Annotated in this window: 18 protein-coding genes; 8 read left to right on the top strand and 10 right to left on the bottom strand. The window is 56.9% G+C overall.

The window, feature by feature from the left end; translation table 11 throughout:
• Positions 1-580: 580 nt before the first annotated feature.
• Together KYK14_RS06850 and KYK14_RS06855 are read left to right on the top strand one after the other, a co-directional pair.
• Positions 581-1,876: an aminopeptidase P N-terminal domain-containing protein gene (locus tag KYK14_RS06850; RefSeq protein ID WP_219158022.1), complete on the top strand. Its 1,296-nt coding sequence runs from the start codon at positions 581-583 to the stop codon at positions 1,874-1,876.
• A gap of 339 nt (positions 1,877-2,215) precedes the next feature.
• On the top strand, positions 2,216-3,685 hold the full coding sequence (locus KYK14_RS06855; protein ID WP_185281148.1) for an OmpA family protein: 1,470 nt from the start codon (positions 2,216-2,218) through the stop codon (positions 3,683-3,685).
• Positions 3,686-3,757: 72 nt separating this feature from the next.
• Here KYK14_RS06855 and KYK14_RS06860 read toward each other — a convergent pair whose 3' ends face one another.
• The 5 genes from KYK14_RS06860 to KYK14_RS06880 form a co-directional block, all read right to left on the bottom strand.
• Complete coding sequence (locus KYK14_RS06860; RefSeq protein WP_219158023.1) at positions 3,758-4,315, bottom strand: DUF4252 domain-containing protein; 558 nt, start codon at positions 4,313-4,315, stop codon at positions 3,758-3,760.
• Between the two features lie 43 nt (positions 4,316-4,358).
• Complete coding sequence (locus tag KYK14_RS06865) at positions 4,359-5,882, bottom strand: hypothetical protein (RefSeq protein ID WP_185281146.1); 1,524 nt, start codon at positions 5,880-5,882, stop codon at positions 4,359-4,361.
• A 181-nt stretch (positions 5,883-6,063) separates the two neighbouring features.
• On the bottom strand, positions 6,064-6,474 hold the full coding sequence (locus KYK14_RS06870; RefSeq protein WP_219158024.1) for an EVE domain-containing protein: 411 nt from the start codon (positions 6,472-6,474) through the stop codon (positions 6,064-6,066).
• A 92-nt stretch (positions 6,475-6,566) separates the two neighbouring features.
• Positions 6,567-7,001, bottom strand: coding sequence for a hypothetical protein (locus KYK14_RS06875; protein WP_219158025.1), 435 nt, complete (start codon positions 6,999-7,001; stop codon positions 6,567-6,569).
• A 72-nt stretch (positions 7,002-7,073) separates the two neighbouring features.
• Complete coding sequence (locus KYK14_RS06880; RefSeq protein ID WP_219158026.1) at positions 7,074-7,460, bottom strand: lipocalin family protein; 387 nt, start codon at positions 7,458-7,460, stop codon at positions 7,074-7,076.
• Between the two features lie 214 nt (positions 7,461-7,674).
• On the opposite strand from KYK14_RS06880, the gene polX reads away from it, so the two are divergent.
• Together polX and KYK14_RS06890 are read left to right on the top strand one after the other, a co-directional pair.
• Positions 7,675-9,426, top strand: a complete 1,752-nt coding sequence (gene polX / locus KYK14_RS06885) for a DNA polymerase/3'-5' exonuclease PolX (protein ID WP_219158027.1) — start codon at positions 7,675-7,677, stop codon at positions 9,424-9,426.
• A 104-nt stretch (positions 9,427-9,530) separates the two neighbouring features.
• The gene (locus KYK14_RS06890; protein ID WP_219158028.1) at positions 9,531-10,595 is read left to right on the top strand and encodes a glycosyltransferase family 9 protein; all 1,065 of its coding nucleotides are present in this window, start codon (positions 9,531-9,533) and stop codon (positions 10,593-10,595) included.
• A 148-nt stretch (positions 10,596-10,743) separates the two neighbouring features.
• Here the strand turns inward: KYK14_RS06890 and serS are convergent, their stop codons facing one another.
• Positions 10,744-12,018, bottom strand: a complete 1,275-nt coding sequence (gene serS / locus KYK14_RS06895) for a serine--tRNA ligase (protein ID WP_219158030.1) — start codon at positions 12,016-12,018, stop codon at positions 10,744-10,746.
• A 377-nt stretch (positions 12,019-12,395) separates the two neighbouring features.
• On the opposite strand from serS, the gene rho reads away from it, so the two are divergent.
• A complete protein-coding gene (gene rho, locus KYK14_RS06900) occupies positions 12,396-14,513 on the top strand; it encodes a transcription termination factor Rho (RefSeq protein ID WP_219158032.1) in 2,118 nt (705 codons plus the stop codon).
• Positions 14,514-14,678: 165 nt separating this feature from the next.
• Complete coding sequence (locus KYK14_RS06905) at positions 14,679-15,341, top strand: DsbA family protein (protein ID WP_185281137.1); 663 nt, start codon at positions 14,679-14,681, stop codon at positions 15,339-15,341.
• 13 nt (positions 15,342-15,354) lie between these two features.
• Here the strand turns inward: KYK14_RS06905 and KYK14_RS06910 are convergent, their stop codons facing one another.
• From KYK14_RS06910 to KYK14_RS06925, 4 genes are all read right to left on the bottom strand, one after another.
• The gene (locus KYK14_RS06910) at positions 15,355-15,990 is read right to left on the bottom strand and encodes a hypothetical protein (protein ID WP_185281136.1); all 636 of its coding nucleotides are present in this window, start codon (positions 15,988-15,990) and stop codon (positions 15,355-15,357) included.
• A 67-nt stretch (positions 15,991-16,057) separates the two neighbouring features.
• Positions 16,058-16,966, bottom strand: a complete 909-nt coding sequence (locus tag KYK14_RS06915) for a UbiA family prenyltransferase (RefSeq protein WP_219158034.1) — start codon at positions 16,964-16,966, stop codon at positions 16,058-16,060.
• Positions 16,967-17,064: 98 nt separating this feature from the next.
• Positions 17,065-17,871, bottom strand: a complete 807-nt coding sequence (locus KYK14_RS06920) for a class I SAM-dependent methyltransferase (RefSeq protein WP_219158036.1) — start codon at positions 17,869-17,871, stop codon at positions 17,065-17,067.
• 234 nt (positions 17,872-18,105) lie between these two features.
• The gene (locus tag KYK14_RS06925) at positions 18,106-18,528 is read right to left on the bottom strand and encodes a hypothetical protein (protein WP_219158038.1); all 423 of its coding nucleotides are present in this window, start codon (positions 18,526-18,528) and stop codon (positions 18,106-18,108) included.
• 505 nt (positions 18,529-19,033) lie between these two features.
• Between KYK14_RS06925 and KYK14_RS06930 the strand changes: the two genes are divergently transcribed.
• A complete protein-coding gene (locus KYK14_RS06930; protein ID WP_219158040.1) occupies positions 19,034-19,681 on the top strand; it encodes a hypothetical protein in 648 nt (215 codons plus the stop codon).
• The gene (locus KYK14_RS06935; protein ID WP_185281131.1) at positions 19,678-19,974 is read left to right on the top strand and encodes a winged helix-turn-helix domain-containing protein; all 297 of its coding nucleotides are present in this window, start codon (positions 19,678-19,680) and stop codon (positions 19,972-19,974) included. Before KYK14_RS06930 ends, KYK14_RS06935 begins: the two co-directional genes overlap by 4 nt.
• The last annotated feature ends 55 nt before the right edge of the window (positions 19,975-20,029 follow it).

The raw sequence follows: 20,029 nt of genomic DNA on the forward strand, positions 1-20,029 counted from the left end.
TAACCCGTAACATCGATAGGCTATGCGTATTCCTGTTCGGCTTCCAAACTAGCTGGGCAACATGTTGATGCGTGCCGGTTTTATGCTCTCCTTGCGCCCATTTTACTCCCTCTACTCATCTGCATTTCGTTACAAAAGCCGAGGTGGCGTCACTGGTGCTACTGCTGTTGCCGGTTGGTGTATCTGCTGTTGTGCATTCTCTGCCTAAGTCTATGTGGGAAGGAGAAGTGGGCGTTTTAGTCGGTGGCTCCGGCGGCGGCACGGGCCATTTGCTGCCTACTACAACCTGCCTACTTCTTCTGCTACCCTATTAGGCGTTGCAAGCGCTGGCGGGCACCGCTTGCAACCCCCACGTGCATGCTCTCCTACTTCCATTTGGCCAGCACCGCGCCGACGAATACCTAGCACTGCTACCCCACCCGCCCTGCCTTATGCACCTCAGCAATGCCCAACTGGTGGCAGCGGCGTAGCGCTTGCTGGTGGGGTAGGGAATAGCTTTTCGGGACAATCGCCGGCTCAATCTGTTAACTTGCTGCGGCGCTATTTTGGCGTCGTCCTCATCTTCTATCCTGTCTTTTCCATGCGCTACGGCCCCATCGACCCACAGTTATTCATCGAAAACCGCCGCCATTTCAAGGTCTTATTACCCCCGGCGTCGCTGGCTATTTTCAATGCCAACGACATCATGCCCACCAATGCCGACGGCACCATGGCGTTTCGGCAAAACAACGATTTGTTCTACCTGTCCGGCGTCGATCAGGAGGAAAGCATCCTGGTAATATTCCCCGATGCCAAGTTGCCGCAGTACCGCGAAATTCTGTTCCTGCGCGAAACCAGCGAGCATATTTTGGTGTGGGAAGGCTACAAGCTCACCAAAGACCAGGCCCGCCAACAGTCGGGAGTGCCCACCATCATGTGGCTCGACTCGTTTAAATCGGTGCTGCCGGCCTTGATGAATGAGGCTGAAAATGTGTATTTAAACACCAACGAGCACATTCGGGCTGTGGTGGAGGTGGAAACTCGCGATGCTCGCTTTGGCAAGTGGTTGCGCGAAGCCTACCCCCTGCATCAGTACCGTCGCGTGGCTCCACTCATGCACCGGCTGCGCGCTATTAAAAGCGATGAGGAAATCCGGCTGATGCGCCAAGCTGCCGACATCACCGATAAAGCGTTTCGCCGCCTACTGGGCTTTGTGAAGCCGGGCGTGATGGAATACGAGATTGAGGCCGAAATCTTTCATGAGTTCCTGCGCAATGGCTCGCGCGGGCCAGCCTACAGCAGCATTATTGCCTCGGGCGAAAATGCCTGCATCCTGCACTACGTCAGCAACGAGCGTGAGTGCAAAGATGGCGATGTGCTGCTAATGGACTTTGGGGCTGAATACGCCAACTACGCCGCCGATTTGTCGCGCTCCATCCCGGTGAATGGCAAGTTCACCAAGCGCCAGCGCGATGTGTACGAGGCTGTGTTGAGCGTGATGAAGTTTGCCACCTCGCAGCTAGTGGCTGGCAACAACATTGAGGAGTACCACGCCGCCGTGGGGCGCCGCATGGAGCAGGAGCTGATTAAGCTGGACCTGCTCAACGCCAACGACGTGAAGAACCAAGACCCCGCCGCGCCCCTGTATAAGAAATACTTTATGCACGGCACCTCTCACTACTTGGGCCTCGATGTGCACGATGTAGGCGATAAATACCGGGTGTTTGAGCCGGGCATGGTGTATACCTGCGAGCCGGGTATTTACATCCGGGAAGAAGGCCTTGGCATACGCCTGGAAAATGATATTCTCATCACGGAAACCGGCAACGATGACCTGATGAAAAACATCCCGTTAGAGGCAGATGATATTGAGCGCCTGATGCAAGCCGGACGCTGATACAGCGCTATCACCAGCGTTCAACTGAAATTCCCGCCGTGCTGCCAACGTGTAGCATGACGGGAATTTTAATTTCTGATCGGAGTTTCTGAGGCTCTGTTTGTTATATTCAATGAATAAAATATATTTTTTTATGCTGGGAAATAAGGCCTAAAATGCGGTCGATTTGCTTGAAAATGGGCTTTATAGGGTAGTAAATCAGTGTAGGGTATACGTGACCGAATACGCACTTACTACAACTTTATTCTCCCTAGAACGGTATAGGCAGCATATTCCGCCTCATACTCTCTCCCATATTGAGCGGATCTACTACAAGTTTTACCCAATTTTTTCTCTTCTATGAGACACCTTTTAACCACAACGGCGGCACTCGGACTAGCCATGTTCGCAGCCGCCCCCAAAGCCCAGGCACAGACCTCTGACCACAAGACGGTGATTGGCCTCTCAGCCAATGCCTTCCAGTATAAAGGCAACCTGGGTTCTGATTATTGGGACTTCAGCCGCTCCAAGTGGGGCCCTGGTATCTCTATCAACCAGTACATCGCTCCCGGCCTCAGCATTGGTCTGCAAGGCAGCTATGCTGAGTTGAAGAAGTCCATCGGTACCAACAGCAGCACCTTCGCCACGAACATTGTGAGCGCCAATGTGCCGATTAAGCTGATGCTGAACAATGGCTGGGCCTTGAAGGAAGATGCCTTCGTGCAGCCCTACATCTTGTTGGCTCCTGGCATTCTGTACTACAGCCGTGAAGGTCAGTACCGTTCCAACAACGTAAATACCAACATCAACGCTGACGAGACCAAATTTGCTGGTCAGGCTGGCTTGGGTATCAACTTCCGCATCAGCGACAACATCGGCATCTTCGTGCAGACTTCGCAGGTAGTAGGCTACAAAGCCAACCTCGACGGTAGCGTAGGCGGCGACAATGATGGCTGGGATGACCGTTTCTTGCAGCACTCGGCTGGCCTGAACATCGCGTTTGGCAAGCCGAAGGATGAGGACATGGACGGTGTTCCAGACCGCAAAGACAAGTGCCCCGGCACTCCTGCTGGTGTAGCAGTAGACGAAAACGGCTGCCCACTTGATGGCGACGGCGACGGTGTTCCAGATTACCAAGATAAGTGCCCCACCGAGAAAGGCTTGGCTTCGCTGGAAGGCTGCCCCGACCGTGACGGTGATGGTGTACGTGACTCAGAAGACGAATGCCCCGACCAGGCTGGTCTGCCCGCACTGCGCGGCTGCCCTGACTCTGACGGCGACGGCGTAGCTGACAAAGATGACAAGTGCCCCAACACCCCTGCTGGTACCCAGGTTGACGCAACCGGCTGCCCAGTAGTAGTAGACTCTGACGGTGACGGCGTGAATGACGACGTGGATAAGTGCCCCGGTACTCCGGCTGGCGTAACGGTTGACTCGACTGGTTGCCCGCTGCCTATCCCCGCTGAAATCCGCAAGCTGGAGCAACCCATCCGCTTCGAAACCAACAGCACAGTAATCCAGCGCAGCTCGTACACCACCCTCGATAAGATGGTACAAGTACTGAACGACCACCCCGAGTATAGCCTCCGCATCTCGGGCTACGCTGACAGCCGCGGTACCGATGAGTACAACCAAGGCCTGTCGGAGCGTCGCGCTGAGTCGGCTAAGACGTACTTCACTGGCAAAGGCATCGACACGAACCGTATTCCAACGGAAGGTTTCGGCGAAAGCAAGCCAGTTGTTCCGAACACCTCGCGTGCTAACATGGCGAAAAACCGCCGCGCCGAGTTCAAGTTCGAATTCTACATCCCTAGCCAGCCGCAACCCTAATCCTGCACTGCGCTAAAGCAAAAGGGGCGAACCATTGGTTCGCCCCTTTTTTGTGTTGATTGAATTATCAGATTACAGTGCGGTTTCGCGTACCACATTGGGTAGGAACTCAGCCAGTCGCTCGGCCTGTGCCCGCGTAAAGTTGCCGCTTACATCGAGCAGCACAAACGAGTCGGGGGCGCTGTTGAGGTGGCCGGTGGCTACCATCTCCTGCACTTGGTCGCCCTGCTGCCGAACGGCGTAGCGCAATGCCGTATCGTTATCAGGGGCTGATACGGCCAAGGGGGTGTACCGCTCGTTTTTTAGCAAACCGTCTACTTCCTGGCTCAGCCCTTCGTCGGTAAGCTTCAGCGCCCCCGATGAAGTAGGTGTAAAGGCCAACACCTTACAGCTTCGGATAGCCGTCAGGGCCTGCGCTAGGTCGTTGTCGCCGCCTAGCTTGCCCAGGCGGCCTAGCAGTAGCCGCGTAGTCAGCCCCGCCGACCACTCGGTGGTGCGGAAGCCGGGGCGGCTATCGTACTTGCGAAAAAACTCGGCCACGGTACGGGCCGGCGTGCCGGGGCCACTGGCCCGGCAGCCACTTAGCAGCAGCGCCAGCGCGGCTACTAAGGAAAAAGCATAGCGTTTCATGCGCCTAAATTGCGCCAAATTCCGCTGCTATGCTTTGGGCAACTTACTTCGCAGTCATTTTGTCGAACGCCACGGCATTCAGGAAATACACGTCGCGGTTGGTACCATTGGTGGCTCTAATGTGCTGGTAGCCAAAGGCCAGAAAGCGGCTGCCGTACCAGGCCAGCATGCCTTGTTGGGTGGCGTTGTTGGCCTTTTCCTTATTGTCGCTGAGAGTGGTTTGCACGGGCACCATCAGGTCGTTGGAAGAGGCATTGGCACCGTCGATCAGCTTGTAGCGAATGCGATACTCATCGAGGTAGGCCAATACAAACCGCCGGCCATCGGGTAGGGGACGCAGCTGCACCATCTCCACCAAATCATAGCTGCGAGCATCTTTCAAGACAAACGTATTGTCCCACAACAGATTGCCCTCATGGTCGAAGCCGCAGACGATGGCGTGGGTAGTATAATAGCCCTCGGTGTTGTTGCCGTAAGCGCCCAGCGGAACACCTGAGTTGGGCTGGTAGGGCACCGTGTTGCGAAAGCGCTGATTGTATACCTCGCCTACCAGCACATACCCATAGGAGGTGGGCAATAGTTCGTGCGTGAGCAAACGGTAGTGCAGGCGGAGGTTGCGGTTGGTGGCGCGCATTTGCTCGCCACGTACTTTCAGCCGCACTGCTCGCTTGGGCGACACAAAATCGAAGAAGTGCTTCAGGTTCAGGAAATCGTAGAAGCGCAGGCTGCGGCGGCTGCCCGTGAGGGTAGGCGCCTCGTTCAGATCAGCCACAAACAGGCCCTGGGCGTAGCGCGTGTCGCGCAGGCTGTAGGTGCCCAGCAGCAGCCGGTCGCGGAGGCCAGGGCTGAGTTGGGCCATAAGCAGGTTCCGGTCGCTTTCGGCCTGCACAAACTCTGAGCGTAGCAGCTGGCCTTCCGCCGACAGCTCTTTCACTTGCAGGCGTGTTTTGTAACCGTTGGTCTGGCTGCTGATGAAATCGACGCGCTGCGCTAATGGGTCGACGGCAAAGGTGAAGTTGGTAGGCAGCTGCTCGTAGATGGCGGGCAGCGCGCTAATGCGGTTGCGGCGCAAGTTCAGCAGCAACGCTGTCAGATGATTTTCAACCATCACCGTCAGGAACGCCTGCCCGCGCAACACCCGAAAATCGTAGATACTGCGCACATCTTCCGCCTCAAACATGTGCGCGTACAATACGCCCGTCTGAGCATCCAGCTCGGCTATCCACAGCTGCTTGCCCAGCAAATCGGGCCGGAACAGCGCGTAGACTGTCATGCCATCGGAGGTGAGCCGATCAAAGGAAAAGCCCTTGGGCACCTCCAACGGCGACGACCACACGGGCCGCAACTGGTAGTCGTATTTTTGAAAGCTGAGCGTAGTAGTGAAAGCGCCGGGCTTCAGTTGCTCCACCAGCAACACCACACTACTATCGGCGGGTAGGGGCTGAATGCTGACTTCGCTGTTGTAGGCATCCAGGGGTAGCTCCAGACGGGCGGGCTGCGTGGGCTCCTCGGCGGCCAGCGCCGAGCCTATACACAGCCAGAGCAAGGGTAGTAAAAATAGCTTCATCGATAGGTGTAGAAAGGGCGTAGTGGTAGAATTACGATAAATCAACCAGAAAAGCCAGCGCCCACGGGTTGGTTTATTACTACCTGATGCTAATCGACACCGTTTTCCACAAAAAAGCCGGCCGTACGTGAAGTAAAGCCGGCTTAGATAACAGCTGGAAGGGCCTAGAGAGGTAGGTCTCTTACCTTGCGCCTAGCTCTAATAAGGTGTCAAACTCCTCGGGCCGAAGCGGCATCACCGACAGCCGCGACTGACGCAACAAGGCTATTTGAGTTAGGCGCTCATCGGCCTTGATTTGGGCCAGCGACACGGGTTGAGGTAGGGCCTCGCACGGGGCTAGGGCTACGGCTACCCACGGGCTGCCCGTTTCGGCAGTAGTGTCGGGGGCGGCGGGGGCTACTACTTCGGCTACGCCTACTATTTCTTTGTCGGATACGCTGTGGTAGAACAGCACCAGATCCTGAGGCTGCATCTGCTGCAAAAAGTTGCGGGCCTGGTAGTTGCGCACGCCCGTCCAGTCGGTGCGGCCTTCTTGCAAGAAGTCCTGCCAGGAGTATTTTTCGGGTTCAGATTTGACGAGCCAGTAGTTCATAGAAAGCAAACGGAAAATGAGAACTACAAACTTATAACAAAGCGGCCTACCCGGATTATGCCAGGTAGGCCGCTTCAGTAGGGTAGCAGTTGCTATCTTAGGTAGCGGGCGCGCAGCAACTCACTGGTGGCCGACACAATCTGCACCTGAAAATCGGGCCTGGAGTTGTCGTTGAGATGCACGTAGAAAATCGTTTTATCATCATTCTGCGACCAAACGCCCTGGTGTTGGGTAGGGCCAGGACCAATACCGGGCGCGATGTAGAGCAGGGTGCCATCTTTCTCAAAACGGAAGCCATCGCCACCTTCAAATGGCACGTTGTAGCGCACTGGTTGCTCAACCCACGTGTAGTCCTTCAGGCGGTAGGTAGGCGTTTCGTCCGACTTGGCCTCGTAGGAATTCAGCCACAGTTGCCCAAACAAGTACGAATTCACTGCTTCCGGCGACACGGTATCATCATCCGTGGAGCAGGCACTGAAGAATAGGTTGGCAAGCAGAAAGCAGCCGAGGAGTGCTAAAAAGCGCATATATAGTAGTGAATCTAGACAAGCAATGGTGTAACGTAAAAAGGAGCTGCATCTTGCCCCAAACGTTGCATGCTACTTTTCCAGCCGTCGTATTTTCAACACATTATTCTCTAAAGAGACGATTTCCAGGCGGTAATCCGGTTCTTGTTTATCTTCCAAAGAAATGAGCACAGTGTTGTCGCCGTCCATTTTCCAAGTGCCTTCGTGGCCTTCCAACCCATCGGTGGGGGCAATGTCGTATTGCGTGAACAAGCCGGCGCGGTCGAAGGCAAAGCCAGTGCGGCCCCGTGAGGGCGGAAACGCATAGGTGTTGGGCCGGTAGACCAAGACGCCCTCCTGGTCTTCCTCATGGGCGTGGAGCCAGGTGCCTTCCAGTTTGCGCAGGTTGATACTGGACTGCGTGCAGGTAGCGGCCAAAAACAAGATGCTTAGGAAGGCAAGGAAAGTAAAAAGACGCATAATACTCAGAGCAAGGAGATGAAAACGGCACGGGCAACAAAAAACGCAGCGCCCGGCTCGAAACCTACGTAGTGTTGTATACGGTAACTACCGCGCTGGGGTCCGTTGGAGCAAAACCGGGCTTAAGCTACCAGTTTGCCCGTATCTTTACCGAGCTGCGTTCTGCCTGGCACCCGGCATCCGGCGCGACCCAAACTCCTAAGTTCCCTACCCCGTGACCAATCGTGACCTGATTCGGGCTTTCAAACTGGCGGCCCAGCTGCTGGAGCTGCACGACGAGAATCCGTTTAAAATCCGCGCCTACGAAGGCACCGCCAATGCCCTTGATCAGCTCAACTTTCAGGTGGCCGACATGGACCGCACCGGTCTGCCCGACCGCACCGGCCTGAGCAAAAGCGCCGCCGCCCGCGTGGCCGAGCTACTTGATACGGGCTCGTTCGATGAGCTGACGCGCTTGCTAGCCATTACGCCACCCGGCGTAGTGGAACTGCTGAACATCAAAGGCATCGGCCCCAAGAAAATCCGTCAGTTGTGGCGCGAGGCTGGTATTGAAAGCCCCGAGCAACTGCGCGAAGCTGCCGAGCAGGACCAAATCAGCAAACTGAAAGGTTTCGGTAAAAAGACCCAGGACCTGATTTTAGCCGCGCTGGAATTTACCAGTCAAAGCAAAGGCAAGCTGTTGTTTCCGCAGGCCGAGGCCCTGGCCACCGACCTGCAAGCCCGCCTCCGCGAGGCGCTACGCACCGAGCAGGTGGCCGTGGCCGGGGAGCTGCGCCGTTGCCTCGAAACCATCGAAACCATTGTGCTGGTGGCCGCTACCTCTACTCCCGACCGCGGCCACGATGCCCTGGATGCGCTAGAAGGCTTGGCCGCCGAGCCTGCCCAGTGCGGGGTATATTGCTGGCGCGGCACCACCACCGAATCGGGCGTGAAGGTGGAGGTGCATTTCGTGACCAAGGAAAACTTCACCAACCAGCTGTTCCTGCTTACTGGCAACGAAGCACACCTCACCGAGGCCCTACCCAGCGCCATGCCCGGTCAGCCGGCCACATTGCGCCAAGTGGTCAAGAAAGAGCGATTTTATCAAGAGGAAGCCATCTACGAGAAAGTCGGCCTGCAATACGTGGTGCCCGAATTGCGTGAGGGTAGGGGGGAGCTAACCCTAGCCAAAGAGCAGAAAATACCGCGCCTGCTGGAAGACACCGACCTGCGCGGCTCCCTGCACAACCACAGCAACCACTCCGACGGTGCCCACACCCTGCGCCAGATGGCCGAGTGGCTGCGCGACCACCAGTACCAGTACCTCGGCATCTGCGACCACTCGCAGGCGGCGCACTACGCCAATGGCCTCTCACCGGAGCGCGTGCGCCAGCAGCAACAGGAAATTGACCAGCTGAACCAGGAATTAGCACCGTTTCGCATTTTCAAAGGGATTGAGTGCGATATCTTGAGTGATGGGGCGCTGGACTACACGCCCGACGTGCTTAGCTCGTTCGATTTTGTGGTGACTTCCGTGCACAGCAACCTGCGTATGGATGAGCGCAAGGCCACCGAGCGAATGCTGCGCGCCATCGAAAACCCGTATTGCACCATGCTGGGCCACCCCACCGGCCGGCTGTTGCTGCGCCGCGAGGGCTACCCGCTCGATTTCAAAGCCATTATTGATGCCTGTGCCAAGCATGGCGTCATCATCGAAATCAACGCCAACCCCTGGCGCCTCGACCTGGACTGGCGCTGGGTGCGCTACGCCCTCGACCAAGGCGTGCGCCTCAGCATCAACCCCGACGCCCACCACACTGACGGCTACGCCGACATGCGCTACGGCGTGCTGATGGGGCGCAAAGGCATGCTGACGCCTGACATGACCTTTAATGCGTTATCGGTGGAAGAGGTAGCGGCATATTTCGCCGAGCGAAAAGCTAACATCAAACCGCCCCTGGAATATAAAAAGTCGTTGTTTGAGTAGGGGCGCGTGGCCCGCACCTATCGTTGCTGAGGTTGTTTTTCTAGTTTGATAACGTTGCCCACACCGTCGTTCAACGACGGGCGCGTGTAGCGCGTCCCTACCGCATGAAAATTCTGGTTCTGCGCTTTTCCTCCATCGGCGACATTGTGCTGACTACCCCCGTGGTGCGCGCCATCCGGCAGCAGGTGCCCGGTGCGGAGGTGCATTTCTGCACCAAGCCCGCCTACCGCGGCTTGGTCGAGTCAAACCCTTACATCAAGAAGGGGCACTACCTGACTGGTTCCCTGCGTGAGTTGGCAGCAGAGTTACGCGCCGAACGATTCGACTATATCGTTGATCTGCACAATAACCTGCGTACTAGGCTGTTGAAACTGCAACTCAACGTGCCCAACAGCAGCTTCGATAAGCTGAATTTTCAGAAGTGGCTATTGGTACGCTTCAAAATCAATCGCCTACCCCACCTGCACATCGTGGACCGCTACCTGGCCGCGGCCGCGCCCCTGGGCGTGCGCAACGACGGCAAGGGCCTCGATTACTTCATCCCCGAAAAAGATGAGGTAGACCTGGCCACGACGCTGCCGGCTCATTTCCAGCGCGGCTACGTGGCCTTCGCTATTGGGGCACAGCACGCCACCAAGCGCCTGCCCGTAGAGCGCATCATTGAGTTGTGCGGGCAACTAGGGCGGCCCGTGGTGCTACTTGGTGGACCCGAGGACGAAAGCACCGGCCACGTGGTGGAACTGGCTTTTGAAAAGGAAGCGGCTACAGCAGTACCGCCTACCACCCAAATTCCCGATAGCCCATACTATTTTCCTAAGACCCCAAGTCCCCAAGATCCTAAGACCCTCATCTACAACGCCTGCGGCAAGTTCAACTTGCATCAGTCGGCCTCGCTGGTGCGGCAGGCGCAGCTCATCATCAGCCACGATACGGGGCTGATGCACATTGCGGCGGCTTTCAAAAAAGAGATTTTCAGCGTGTGGGGCAATACGGTGCCGGCTTTTGGGATGTACCCCTACCGCACGGAGTTTCGGGTGCTGGAGGTGGGAGGGCTGGCGTGTCGGCCGTGTTCCAAAATCGGTTTCGGGCAGTGCCCGCAAGGACATTTCAAATGCATGCGCGACATTCGCTTCGATCTGGATTTGCCGCCCGCTCGGGATGGGCGGTAGGTACAGCTTTTCGTTGTTATAAATTGATGCAATCAGCGCATTCGTGGGTATGAAAAAGAAGAGGCCCGCTCGAAGCGGGCCTCTTTGCGCAAACAAGATGAACTTAGTAGCACGGATAAATCAGGATAGTCAGCAAGAAAAGCTGGAATTACCCAATCTTGCTGAATCCGCAATACGAATGCAATACCTCCGGCAACGCAATGCCATCTGTTGTTTGATTGTTTTCCAGCAGAGCCGCTACAATGCGGGGTAGGGCCAGCGCCGAGCCGTTGAGCGTGTGCAGCAGTTGCGTTTTGCCACCTTCGGCGCGGTAGCGCAGCTTAAGACGGTTGGCCTGGTAGGTTTCGAAGTTAGAAGCCGAGCTAACCTCCAACCACCGCTGCTGGGCGGCGCTCCACACCTCTAGGTCGTAGGTGAGGGCTGAGGTGAAGCCCATGTCGCCGCCGCAGAGGCGCAGCACACGGTAGGGCAGTTGCAGCTTTTGCAACAGGCTTTCGATATGCGCCACCATTTGCTCCAGAATAGCATAGCTTTCTTCAGGCTGCGTAATCTGCACGATTTCCACCTTGTCGAACTGGTGCAGACGGTTCAGGCCGCGCACATCGGCGCCCCAGCTGCCAGCTTCGCGGCGGAAACAGGGCGTGTAGGCGGTGTTGCGGATAGGTAGCTTTTCCGTCGGAATAATCTCGTCGCGGTAGAGGTTGGTGATGGGCACCTCCGAAGTCGGGATAAGGTAGAGATTATCCTGTGCATCGTGGTACATCTGGCCCTCTTTGTCGGGCAGCTGGCCGGTGCCATAGCCTGAGGCCTCGTTCACCAGAATCGGGGGCTGCATCTCGGTGTAGCCGGCGGCGCGGGCTTCGTCGAGGAAAAAGTTGATGAGTGCCCGCTGCAACCGCGCACCCTGGTTTTTATACACCGGAAAGCCTGCGCCAGTGATTTTTACCCCTAGCTCGAAGTCGATGATGTCATACTTCTTGATTAGCTCCCAATGGGGTAGGGCATCGGCGGGTAGCTCGGGTTTGTCGCCTACCTCGCGCACCACTTCGTTGTCCTGGGCTGTGCGGCCCTCAGGCACGCTGCTGTGGGGCAGGTTAGGCAGCTTCCAGAGCACTTGTTGCAAACCCTGCTCCACCTGGGCCAGCTCGTCGGCGTGCTGTTTGGTTTGCTGCTTGAGGGTAGCGGTGCGGACTTTCAGCTCCTCGGCTTCGGCCTTGTTGCCGGCCTTCATCAGGCCACCAATCTGGCGGGCCAGCTCGTTGGCTTCGGCCTGAGCTGAGTCGTGCTCGGTTTGGAGCTGGCGGCGGCGCTGGTCGAGGTCAAGAACGGCCTGCACGTCGGCTTCGGCAGTTTTGTAGTGCTTTTTGGCGAGGGCGGCCAGCGCCTCGGCGGTGTGCTCGCGCAGGACGGAAACTTGCAACATAAGACGGAGATATCGCGAAATGGGAGAACGCAAAAGTACGCAGCCGGAACGGAAGCTACGTGCCCAGCGTTAGACTGCCAGTACCCACACTAGTCCGGGTGGTCTGGATTTTTCAAAAATCCATGTATCTCATTTGGCAAAGTGCGCGTATTACCCTAACATTGCGTTAAACAAGCCGGCCGCTGTTGCCGGGCCTACAGGTAATTTGTACTGTTGTGAGGCCCATGCCGATTTTCCAGCGCCTCCCCAGTACCTCCATTCTTTCTTAGTCTGATTTCGCGTTTCGCGCCGCCCGGCGGTTGCCTTCGTTGCCCAACGTAAGCCTACGCGGCCGCGTGTTCGGTCCCGAGCCCGCCTTTTCGCCCCTACTACCTATTATGTACACTATTGACGAGTTGAAGAACCGTCTGCTGTCCGAGTTAAAGGAAATTGCAGAAGAGCTTAAGGTTGGTAACTTCCGTAGACTCAGCAAACAGGATCTGATTTACAAGATTCTCGATCAGCAGGCCATTCTGCCCGCCGATCAGCTACCTCAAAAAAACACAACTCCTGTCCCCGCAGAAGTAACTGAGGCACCGGCTGCGCCTCGTGCCAATGGCCGTGCTACTCGGGCTGCCGCGCCGCGTCGTGGTGGTGCCAAGGCAGCGGCTCCGGCGGCCAGCGCTCCGGAAGCGGAGGTGGCTGAAGCGGAAGCACCCGCTCCCGCAGCCGTAGCTGCGGCCCCTGCGCCGGAACCAGAAGCTGCCCCAGCACCCACACTGGAAGTTGCGGCACCTGCCCCTGCGCTGGAATCGGAAGCTACTCCTGCGCCCTCCGTAGAAACCCCTGCCGGCAACGACCGCCCCATTAAGCTCTATCAGCGCCCCGAACGCCGCCCCCGCAATGGGCAGAGCAGCCGGGAAAACGCGCCGGAAACGGCTGTTGCTGCCAGCGACGTAGCAGTGGCCGACGAGCCGGCAGCCGCCGAAACAGCCGCTGCACCTACACCCATTCTCCGCGACCAGCCTACGGCTTTTGTGCGGGAGGGCCGGGAGCCGCGCCCCGAGCGCGACCGTGACCAGAACCAGAACGGCCGCGATGGTCGCGAAAACCGGGAAGGCCAGCGCAACGACACGCCCCGCGAGTATCGTAGCAACGACCGTCCTCAGCGCAACGATGCCCCGCGTACCGATGGCCGGGAGCCGCGCCCCGAACGTGACCGTGACCAGAACGGCCGCGACAACCGTGAGCCGCGCCCCGACCGCGACCAGAGCCGTGCCGACCGTGACCAGCGCCGCGAAGAGCGGTTTGCTGCCCGCGAGCAACAGCGCCAGCAGCGCCGCGAGGAGCAGCAGCAGAACCCACGTCAGCAGCAGCCCGCACCTGCCCGCAACGATCTGGATATCACCATCCAGAGCGAAGGGACGCTGGAAATGATGCCCGACGGTGGCTATGGCTTCCTCCGCTCGCCGTTCTACAACTACCTGGCCTCGCCCGATGATATTTACGTGGCGCCCCAGCAGGTAAAGCAGTTTGCCCTGAAAGCCGGCGACACGGTGAAATGCACCATTCGTCCGCCCCGCGAAGGTGAGAAATACTTTGCCCTGGTAAACGTGGAAAACGTGAACGGCCGCTCACTGGAAGAAGCTCGTGACCGGATACCCTTCACCAACCTCACACCGCTGTTTGCGGAGGAACGCTTGAAACTGACCACCAAGCCTGGCCAGTATAGCACGCGTATTCTGGATCTGTTTGCCCCCATTGGCAAAGGCCAGCGCGGGTTGATTGTGGCTCAGCCCAAAACCGGTAAAACGGTACTGTTGCAGGAAATTGCAAACTCCATTTCCGAGAACCACCCCGAGGTCTACCTCATTATCCTGCTGATTGATGAGCGTCCGGAAGAGGTAACGGACATGGCCCGCTCGGTGAAAGCCGAAGTGCTCAGCTCGACCTTCGACGAAACCGCCGACCGCCACGTGAAAATTGCCAGCATTGCGCTGGAAAAGGCCAAGCGCTTGGTAGAGTGCGGCCACGACGTGGTGATTCTGCTGGACTCGATTACACGTCTGGCGCGTGCTTACAACACAGTACAGCCTGCTTCGGGTAAGATCCTCTCGGGTGGTGTGGATGCCAACGCGCTGCACAAACCCAAGCGTTTCTTTGGGGCGGCCCGCAACGTGGAAAATGGCGGCTCGCTCACCATCATTGCCACGGCTCTTATCGAAACCGGCTCCAAGATGGACGAGGTGATTTTCGAGGAATTCAAAGGTACCGGCAACATGGAATTGCAGTTGGACCGCAAGCTAGCCAACAAGCGCATCTTCCCGGCCATCGACGTACCAGCTTCTGGTACCCGTCGCGAAGATTTGCTGATGAGCAAAGAAGAACTGAACCGCATCTGGGTGCTGCGCAAGTTTATGTCCGACATGACGGCCTCCGAAGCCATGGAGTTCCTGAAAGACCGCATGAAAGGCACCAAGGACAACGACGAGTTCCTGATTTCGATGAACGGCTAACTTCTTACTGTAGCCAGAGTAGAAGAACGTCATTCCGACCAGCGGGAGGAATCTCGCGTGCTGACAGAGGGTAGTATCTTACCTCCGTCCTCCGCACGCGAGATTCCTCCCGCTGGTCGGAATGACGTTCTGTTTTGTTAATAGCTTACCCTATACTTTTGCCATATGGAACAGACCGCCGACCGCCCCGAAATCCTCTACCTCTTCGATCCGTTGTGTGGCTGGTGCTACGGCATGAGCCCCGTGATTCGGCAGGCGCAGCAGGCGTTTGCAGGCCGCGTAGACGTATCGGTGCTGTGCGGCGGCATGCTGACGGGCAACGACGTGACGTCCATTGGTGAAAGTTGGGACTTCTTGAGCGGGGCGGCCGCACAGATTGGTGAAGTAACAGGGGCGGAGTTTGGTGCCGCCTACCATACGGTAGGGGAAGAGGGCACACTGCGGCTTGACTCGGAGCCACCGAGCCGTGCCATCACTGTATTCCGCCAACTAGATGGCGACCAGCAGCGCACCATCCAGTTTGCCCACGACGTACAAACCGCCTTGTTCCGCGATGGCCAGAATCTAAAGGACCTCTCTACCTACTTACCATTGCTTGAGCCATACGGCATTGATGCAGCTACTTTTCAGCGCCTGTGGGCCGCGCCTGAAACAGCCCAGGTAGTGCAACAGGAATTTGCTACTGTTAATCGGCTCAACCTGGAAGGCCTACCCACTACTGTGCTGCGCGTGGGTAACGAGGGCTATATCCTGGCCAAAGGCTATCAACCCTACACAGTATTTGCGGCCGGGCTGGAGCAGGCATTAGCTGAGAAAGCCGGAGGGTAGAGAATAGGCGCTTCTAACTACCGAAGCCGCCTAACTGCACCACCTGCTTTTTGAGGGGCGAATATGCAATGCGGCGGCGGTCTTCTTTGCCTACCAGATATTGAAACCCGATGGTATCGGCGCGGCGCTGGATGTCGGCCCACGTGTTGCGGTCGAGGGGGTTGCCGGCGGGGAAAGGAGTAGCAGTGGGTAGGGCAGGCTGATGAAAATTCTGATCGGCAAAAAACTCATCCATGCGGCGGCGCACGTAGGCCTCGCGGGCCGCAGGGGTAGGGGGCGTGGTGCCAGCCATATCATACACCATTGCCGCCTCCAGATCAGCCGCCGACAATACCTCGTGAAAGATGATCTGCCCGGTATGGTCGGTGATAGTGAAATCGAGTTGCCCACTCAGCGCATCGTTGCCGCGCAATACCAGCCTGAACACATCGGGCATGCCGGGGGTAGAAAACTCGTGGCGTTTCTGCACTACCTTCAGCGTGTCGGACTGGGCCGAGACGCTGCCGGCGCGGGTGGTGTCAGGCGCTTCCAGCGACGTGTCGGCGGCCGTTGTATCGGCAGCCAGGGGCGAGGTACCCGAATATTGGCTGTTCTGCTGATAACATGCACTAGTGAGCAGCAGGCAAGAGAGAGCAACAAGAGGGCGCATACCGTGGAGGAGAACAGGAGGAGTTAGCTAATACGGCAAGTGCTTGGCCGACGTTTTCGGCGGCGCGTTACCACCAGCGCCAGAGCAACATTACTACAAACGCGGCGCTCAGGCACAACGACGATACCTGGTTCATGCGCATGGTATGGTCGAAGTTGGCGGCGCTGGCATCTTGCCACACCAACCAAGCCCAGCGGCCAAACAGCCCCACCACGGGTAGGGTAGCCGTTAGGAACAGCAGCGCGTGCGTCCACTCGTTGCGCTGTGCGTATACGGCCACCAGCAAGGCTGCCCCTACCCCCAGCGCCACGCCCGCAAACACAAACGTACCCCGTATGCCCAGGCGCAGGCTCAGCGTCCGGTCGCCGCGGCGGGCGTCTTCCTGGTGCTGATATACCTGCGTGAGCGGGTAGGAACCGCATAAGAACAGCGTACTCACCAAAGCCAGCAGGAGGTTATCAAAGGCCAAAATAGCCGCAGGAGAAGCGCCTACCCCCACCTGCGTCATCAGAAAGGTATAGGCACCCTGAAACACCACGACTACCAGCGTGCTCACGAGCGGGTATTTTTTCAGACGAATACCCTCGTAGCTATACGCCTTCGATACCAGCAGATACACGACTACCAGCCCCGCGAAGGGTAGGGACAGAAGCGCCCCGCCCAACACAGCCAGCCCATCGAACAGCCACACCAAATGCAGCAGTTCCCGCGATACGGGCGGCGGTTGGCGCAGGCCGCCAATGCTGCCCTCGTCGCGGTCGTAGTAGCTGTTGTAGCCGTTGGATGCGGGGTAGGCCAGCAGGTGCAGCACCACAAACACGCCCGCTGCCCGCCATGGGCTGAACGGCTCGCGTAAGGCGCTTAGCCCAAACCAGAACACTGGCATCAGGTACACCGAAAACGGAATCCGCAGCAGCGGCAACGCCCGACGGTACTTATTATACAGCAAGGAAGAAGCAAAATGAGAAGCAAGCATGTAGTTGCGCAGCTTCGGGTAGGTTTCTGTTTTCTCTACGGTGGTTGAGGTAAGGAAGGCCGCACCAGCCGTAAAGTTGACAGAATCGCCTTTAATTTTTACTTCTCAATCTGTAATTGACTTTTCGGCCAGCCCGTGAGGTAGAGCACCTGCGAGCCCGACCAATGGCGCGCCTTGCCCACGCGCCACTCAAAAGCGCCGCTAGGGTCGGCACGATGGGCCAAGGCCAGGAGTTGGTTGGGTGGATAAAGCCGCAGAATCGACACGACGCCATCCCAGATGGTGCACACCGGAATCAGGGGAATAAGATAAGTGAACAGCAGCCGGCTCCAGCGAAACGGGCGAATAAAGGGCGTGATGCATAGCAGCGCCATGGGCATTACCAGGGCCGCCAATGCTACTTCGTGCCAGTGCTTGCCGGCTCCCTCAAATACGCCAATGCCTGCCCGTTGCCGCACGGCATCGGCCAGAATAGCCTCGGCTACCGCGGGAGGAAAATGATGAAAGGCCGAAAATACTACCCGAAATCCCGGCAGGGTAGCCGGCACGCGGGTAGCATCTACGGGCGTAGGCAAAAAGGCAAGTCCACCGCTTGTGCGCTCGTGCAGGTGCTGCCAGGCGGCAGGCTGGGGATAGAGGTCGGTGAGAGTGACGTGCAACTGCGGCAAGTCCTGCGCTTGCAGCGCCCGCCATACGCCTTCTGTGCCGCCGCCAGCGCCGGCACACAGCTCCAGCAACTCGGTTTGGCTGGTGTGACGCAGTGCCTCACGCAGAATGGGCACAATGGGCTGATAGATTTTTAGCCCCGAAATCATGAAGCGTAGGTAGTCCATCATGCCCGCTCGCACTACCCTCGGAAACCACGGCAAGTCCTCAAACTCGAACAGTTGCAAGCGGAGCTTCATGCTGCAATTGAGTTTTGCAGCGCGTCGCGGTTGACGTACAGGGATGCTATTGAAGGCAAAATAAACGCTAGCACAGTGCCGTGCCATAGGTGACACCAGGCGCTGGTTTGTGCCAGGTTATTCTCCTGAGGAATTGCCTCAATTGCTAAATCATCTTCCATAAGCGGGAGGCATAACAGCAGTATATATGCTTACTGCTACGCCACCCCGCCCGAAACGTTGACCTTTACATGCCTAGGCGGCGTGCTGGAAACGTGGGGGAGCCGGCTCACACAGAAAGTAAACCGCGGCCAACGCTGCCGCCAGATACGGCAGCGACATAGTGAGCAGACTGCGCAGATCAACCACTGGCAAATGATGCATGACAAAGAAGTTGGTGAGCGCATAGCAACCCAATACGGCTGCTGTGCCAATGGTACGCCGGGCCGAGCAGGTAGGCAACTGGCCTAGCAAGCTGAAAAGAGGTACGCACAAGGGCAATACTACCAACGAAACTAAAGCCGCCAGCAAGCCGCTGAACAAGCCAATAGAGAAATCGGCCGGACGGTCGAGCGCGAAGTCGAGGGTTAGCAGTATAGTGCCGCCAAGGTTGCTGAGTAGCCACAGCGAAAGAGCCTTGCGTAGAGAATAGTTGGTTAGTGAGTTAAGAAATAGCATATAACAAAGGGTAAGAAAGTTGGGAGAAGCAGTGGGAGTAAAAAAATGTTGAAATTCTATTATTTGGAAACCTAGAACAGAAATGGGAAAAGTGAAACTGTATCTCGATTTAATATACGAAATGACGGTTTTGCAGGATTTTTATCAAGTGAACTTTTTTTATAAAACGTATTTCAGCGCTGGCTACGAGATATTTTCAAACGTATTTTTTGAAAAAGTAAAAACTGTCAACTAGGCTACAGCACTTACCTTGTAAGCACTTCCATGGCAAAGCCTGGGGATGGGGGATAGCATTTCCGTAAGGCCGTCTCATTTTGGTAGCAACTATAGGCATTGCTACCGCTCAGAAATGAGCTAGTGGTCATGAAGAGTTTGCCAAAGCGTTTAACCCACGATGGCGTTGTTAGGGAGACCAGTAAGACGATCAAGTCAGCAGAAATCTTCACAATGTTTGGAAATGGCGTGATGATTTACCAGCTTTGCAACACAAAGTGCTCTGTACGCTATGAAGCCAGTTACTGATCCGCTCGCCCAACTCACGGAAATTCGCGCTATTATGGAGCGCTCGTCGCGGTTCATCTCGCTTAGCGGCCTGTCGGGGGTAGGGGCGGGGGTAGTGGCGCTAGCCGGGGTAGGCGTGGGTAACTGGTACCTCAATAGCCAGTACGGGGAAGGTGGCTTTATGCGGCTAATGAATGGCGACTATGCCAGCCGACTGGAAGCGCTGCCGTTTCTGCTGGGTTTGGCGGCTGTCATTATTGTATTGGCACTCGGCGTGGCTTTCTTCTTCACCCAGCGCCGCGCCCGGCAAAACGGCATGGCCTTGTGGGGGCCACTCGGGCGACGGCTGGCAGTCAGCTTGGCCATTCCGCTGACAGCGGGTGGGTTGTTTTGCTTGATGCTCTACCTGCGTGGGGCCGCCGGACTGGTGATACCGGGCATGTTGCTGTTCTACGGGTTAGCCCTGCTCAACGCCAGCAAGTATACCTTAGACGAAATTCGGTGGCTGGGCCTCACCCAAATTGGGCTGGGACTGCTCGCAACCTTGCTTCCGGTTTGGGGGTTACTGTTCTTTGCCTTCGGGTTCGGACTGTGCCACATCGGCTATGGCCTGCTCATGTATAACCGTTACGAACGTTCCCGCCCCGCGTGAAGTACGCCATTCATACCCTTAATAAAGCGTTCGACAACCGCGTGAGGCTGGGCGTAATGGCCGTGCTCATGACCACCGACTCGGTGAGCTTCAACGACTTGAAAGAAGCCCTGGACCTCACCGATGGCAATCTAGCCAGCCACGTATCGGCCCTGGAAAAAGCCGGCTACGTGACCGTTAGTAAGCAGTTTGTGGGTAAGAAACCCAATACTACTTATACAGCCTCAAGCGAAGGCAAGCTAGCCTTTCAGGACCACCTGAATGCGTTGGAAAAGCTGCTGAAAGGAGGGTAGGCCCTTTTTTTTGTGTATAAACTTTGAAATACAAAGTACTTTAATAAAAATAAAA

The organism is Hymenobacter profundi, assembly GCF_019334315.1.
Taxonomy (GTDB): Bacteria; Bacteroidota; Bacteroidia; order Cytophagales; family Hymenobacteraceae; genus Hymenobacter; species Hymenobacter profundi.

What these genes read in the sequence shown, in the direction of transcription:
- KYK14_RS06915 (WP_219158034.1), bottom strand. Translation starts at nt 16,966, where the DNA reads ATGCTTGCTTCTCATTTTGCTTCTTCCTTGCTGTATAATAAGTACCGT.
- KYK14_RS06875 (WP_219158025.1), bottom strand. Translation starts at nt 7,001, where the DNA reads ATGCGCTTTTTAGCACTCCTCGGCTGCTTTCTGCTTGCCAACCTATTC.
- KYK14_RS06865 (WP_185281146.1), bottom strand. Translation starts at nt 5,882, where the DNA reads ATGAAGCTATTTTTACTACCCTTGCTCTGGCTGTGTATAGGCTCGGCG.
- KYK14_RS06890 (WP_219158028.1), top strand. Translation starts at nt 9,531, where the DNA reads ATGAAAATTCTGGTTCTGCGCTTTTCCTCCATCGGCGACATTGTGCTG.
- KYK14_RS06910 (WP_185281136.1), bottom strand. Translation starts at nt 15,990, where the DNA reads ATGCGCCCTCTTGTTGCTCTCTCTTGCCTGCTGCTCACTAGTGCATGT.
- KYK14_RS06930 (WP_219158040.1), top strand. Translation starts at nt 19,034, where the DNA reads ATGAAGCCAGTTACTGATCCGCTCGCCCAACTCACGGAAATTCGCGCT.
- KYK14_RS06925 (WP_219158038.1), bottom strand. Translation starts at nt 18,528, where the DNA reads ATGCTATTTCTTAACTCACTAACCAACTATTCTCTACGCAAGGCTCTT.
- KYK14_RS06870 (WP_219158024.1), bottom strand. Translation starts at nt 6,474, where the DNA reads ATGAACTACTGGCTCGTCAAATCTGAACCCGAAAAATACTCCTGGCAG.
- KYK14_RS06920 (WP_219158036.1), bottom strand. Translation starts at nt 17,871, where the DNA reads ATGAAGCTCCGCTTGCAACTGTTCGAGTTTGAGGACTTGCCGTGGTTT.
- KYK14_RS06855 (WP_185281148.1), top strand. Translation starts at nt 2,216, where the DNA reads ATGAGACACCTTTTAACCACAACGGCGGCACTCGGACTAGCCATGTTC.
- KYK14_RS06850 (WP_219158022.1), top strand. Translation starts at nt 581, where the DNA reads ATGCGCTACGGCCCCATCGACCCACAGTTATTCATCGAAAACCGCCGC.
- KYK14_RS06880 (WP_219158026.1), bottom strand. Translation starts at nt 7,460, where the DNA reads ATGCGTCTTTTTACTTTCCTTGCCTTCCTAAGCATCTTGTTTTTGGCC.
- serS (WP_219158030.1), bottom strand. Translation starts at nt 12,018, where the DNA reads ATGTTGCAAGTTTCCGTCCTGCGCGAGCACACCGCCGAGGCGCTGGCC.
- KYK14_RS06905 (WP_185281137.1), top strand. Translation starts at nt 14,679, where the DNA reads ATGGAACAGACCGCCGACCGCCCCGAAATCCTCTACCTCTTCGATCCG.
- rho (WP_219158032.1), top strand. Translation starts at nt 12,396, where the DNA reads ATGTACACTATTGACGAGTTGAAGAACCGTCTGCTGTCCGAGTTAAAG.
- KYK14_RS06860 (WP_219158023.1), bottom strand. Translation starts at nt 4,315, where the DNA reads ATGAAACGCTATGCTTTTTCCTTAGTAGCCGCGCTGGCGCTGCTGCTA.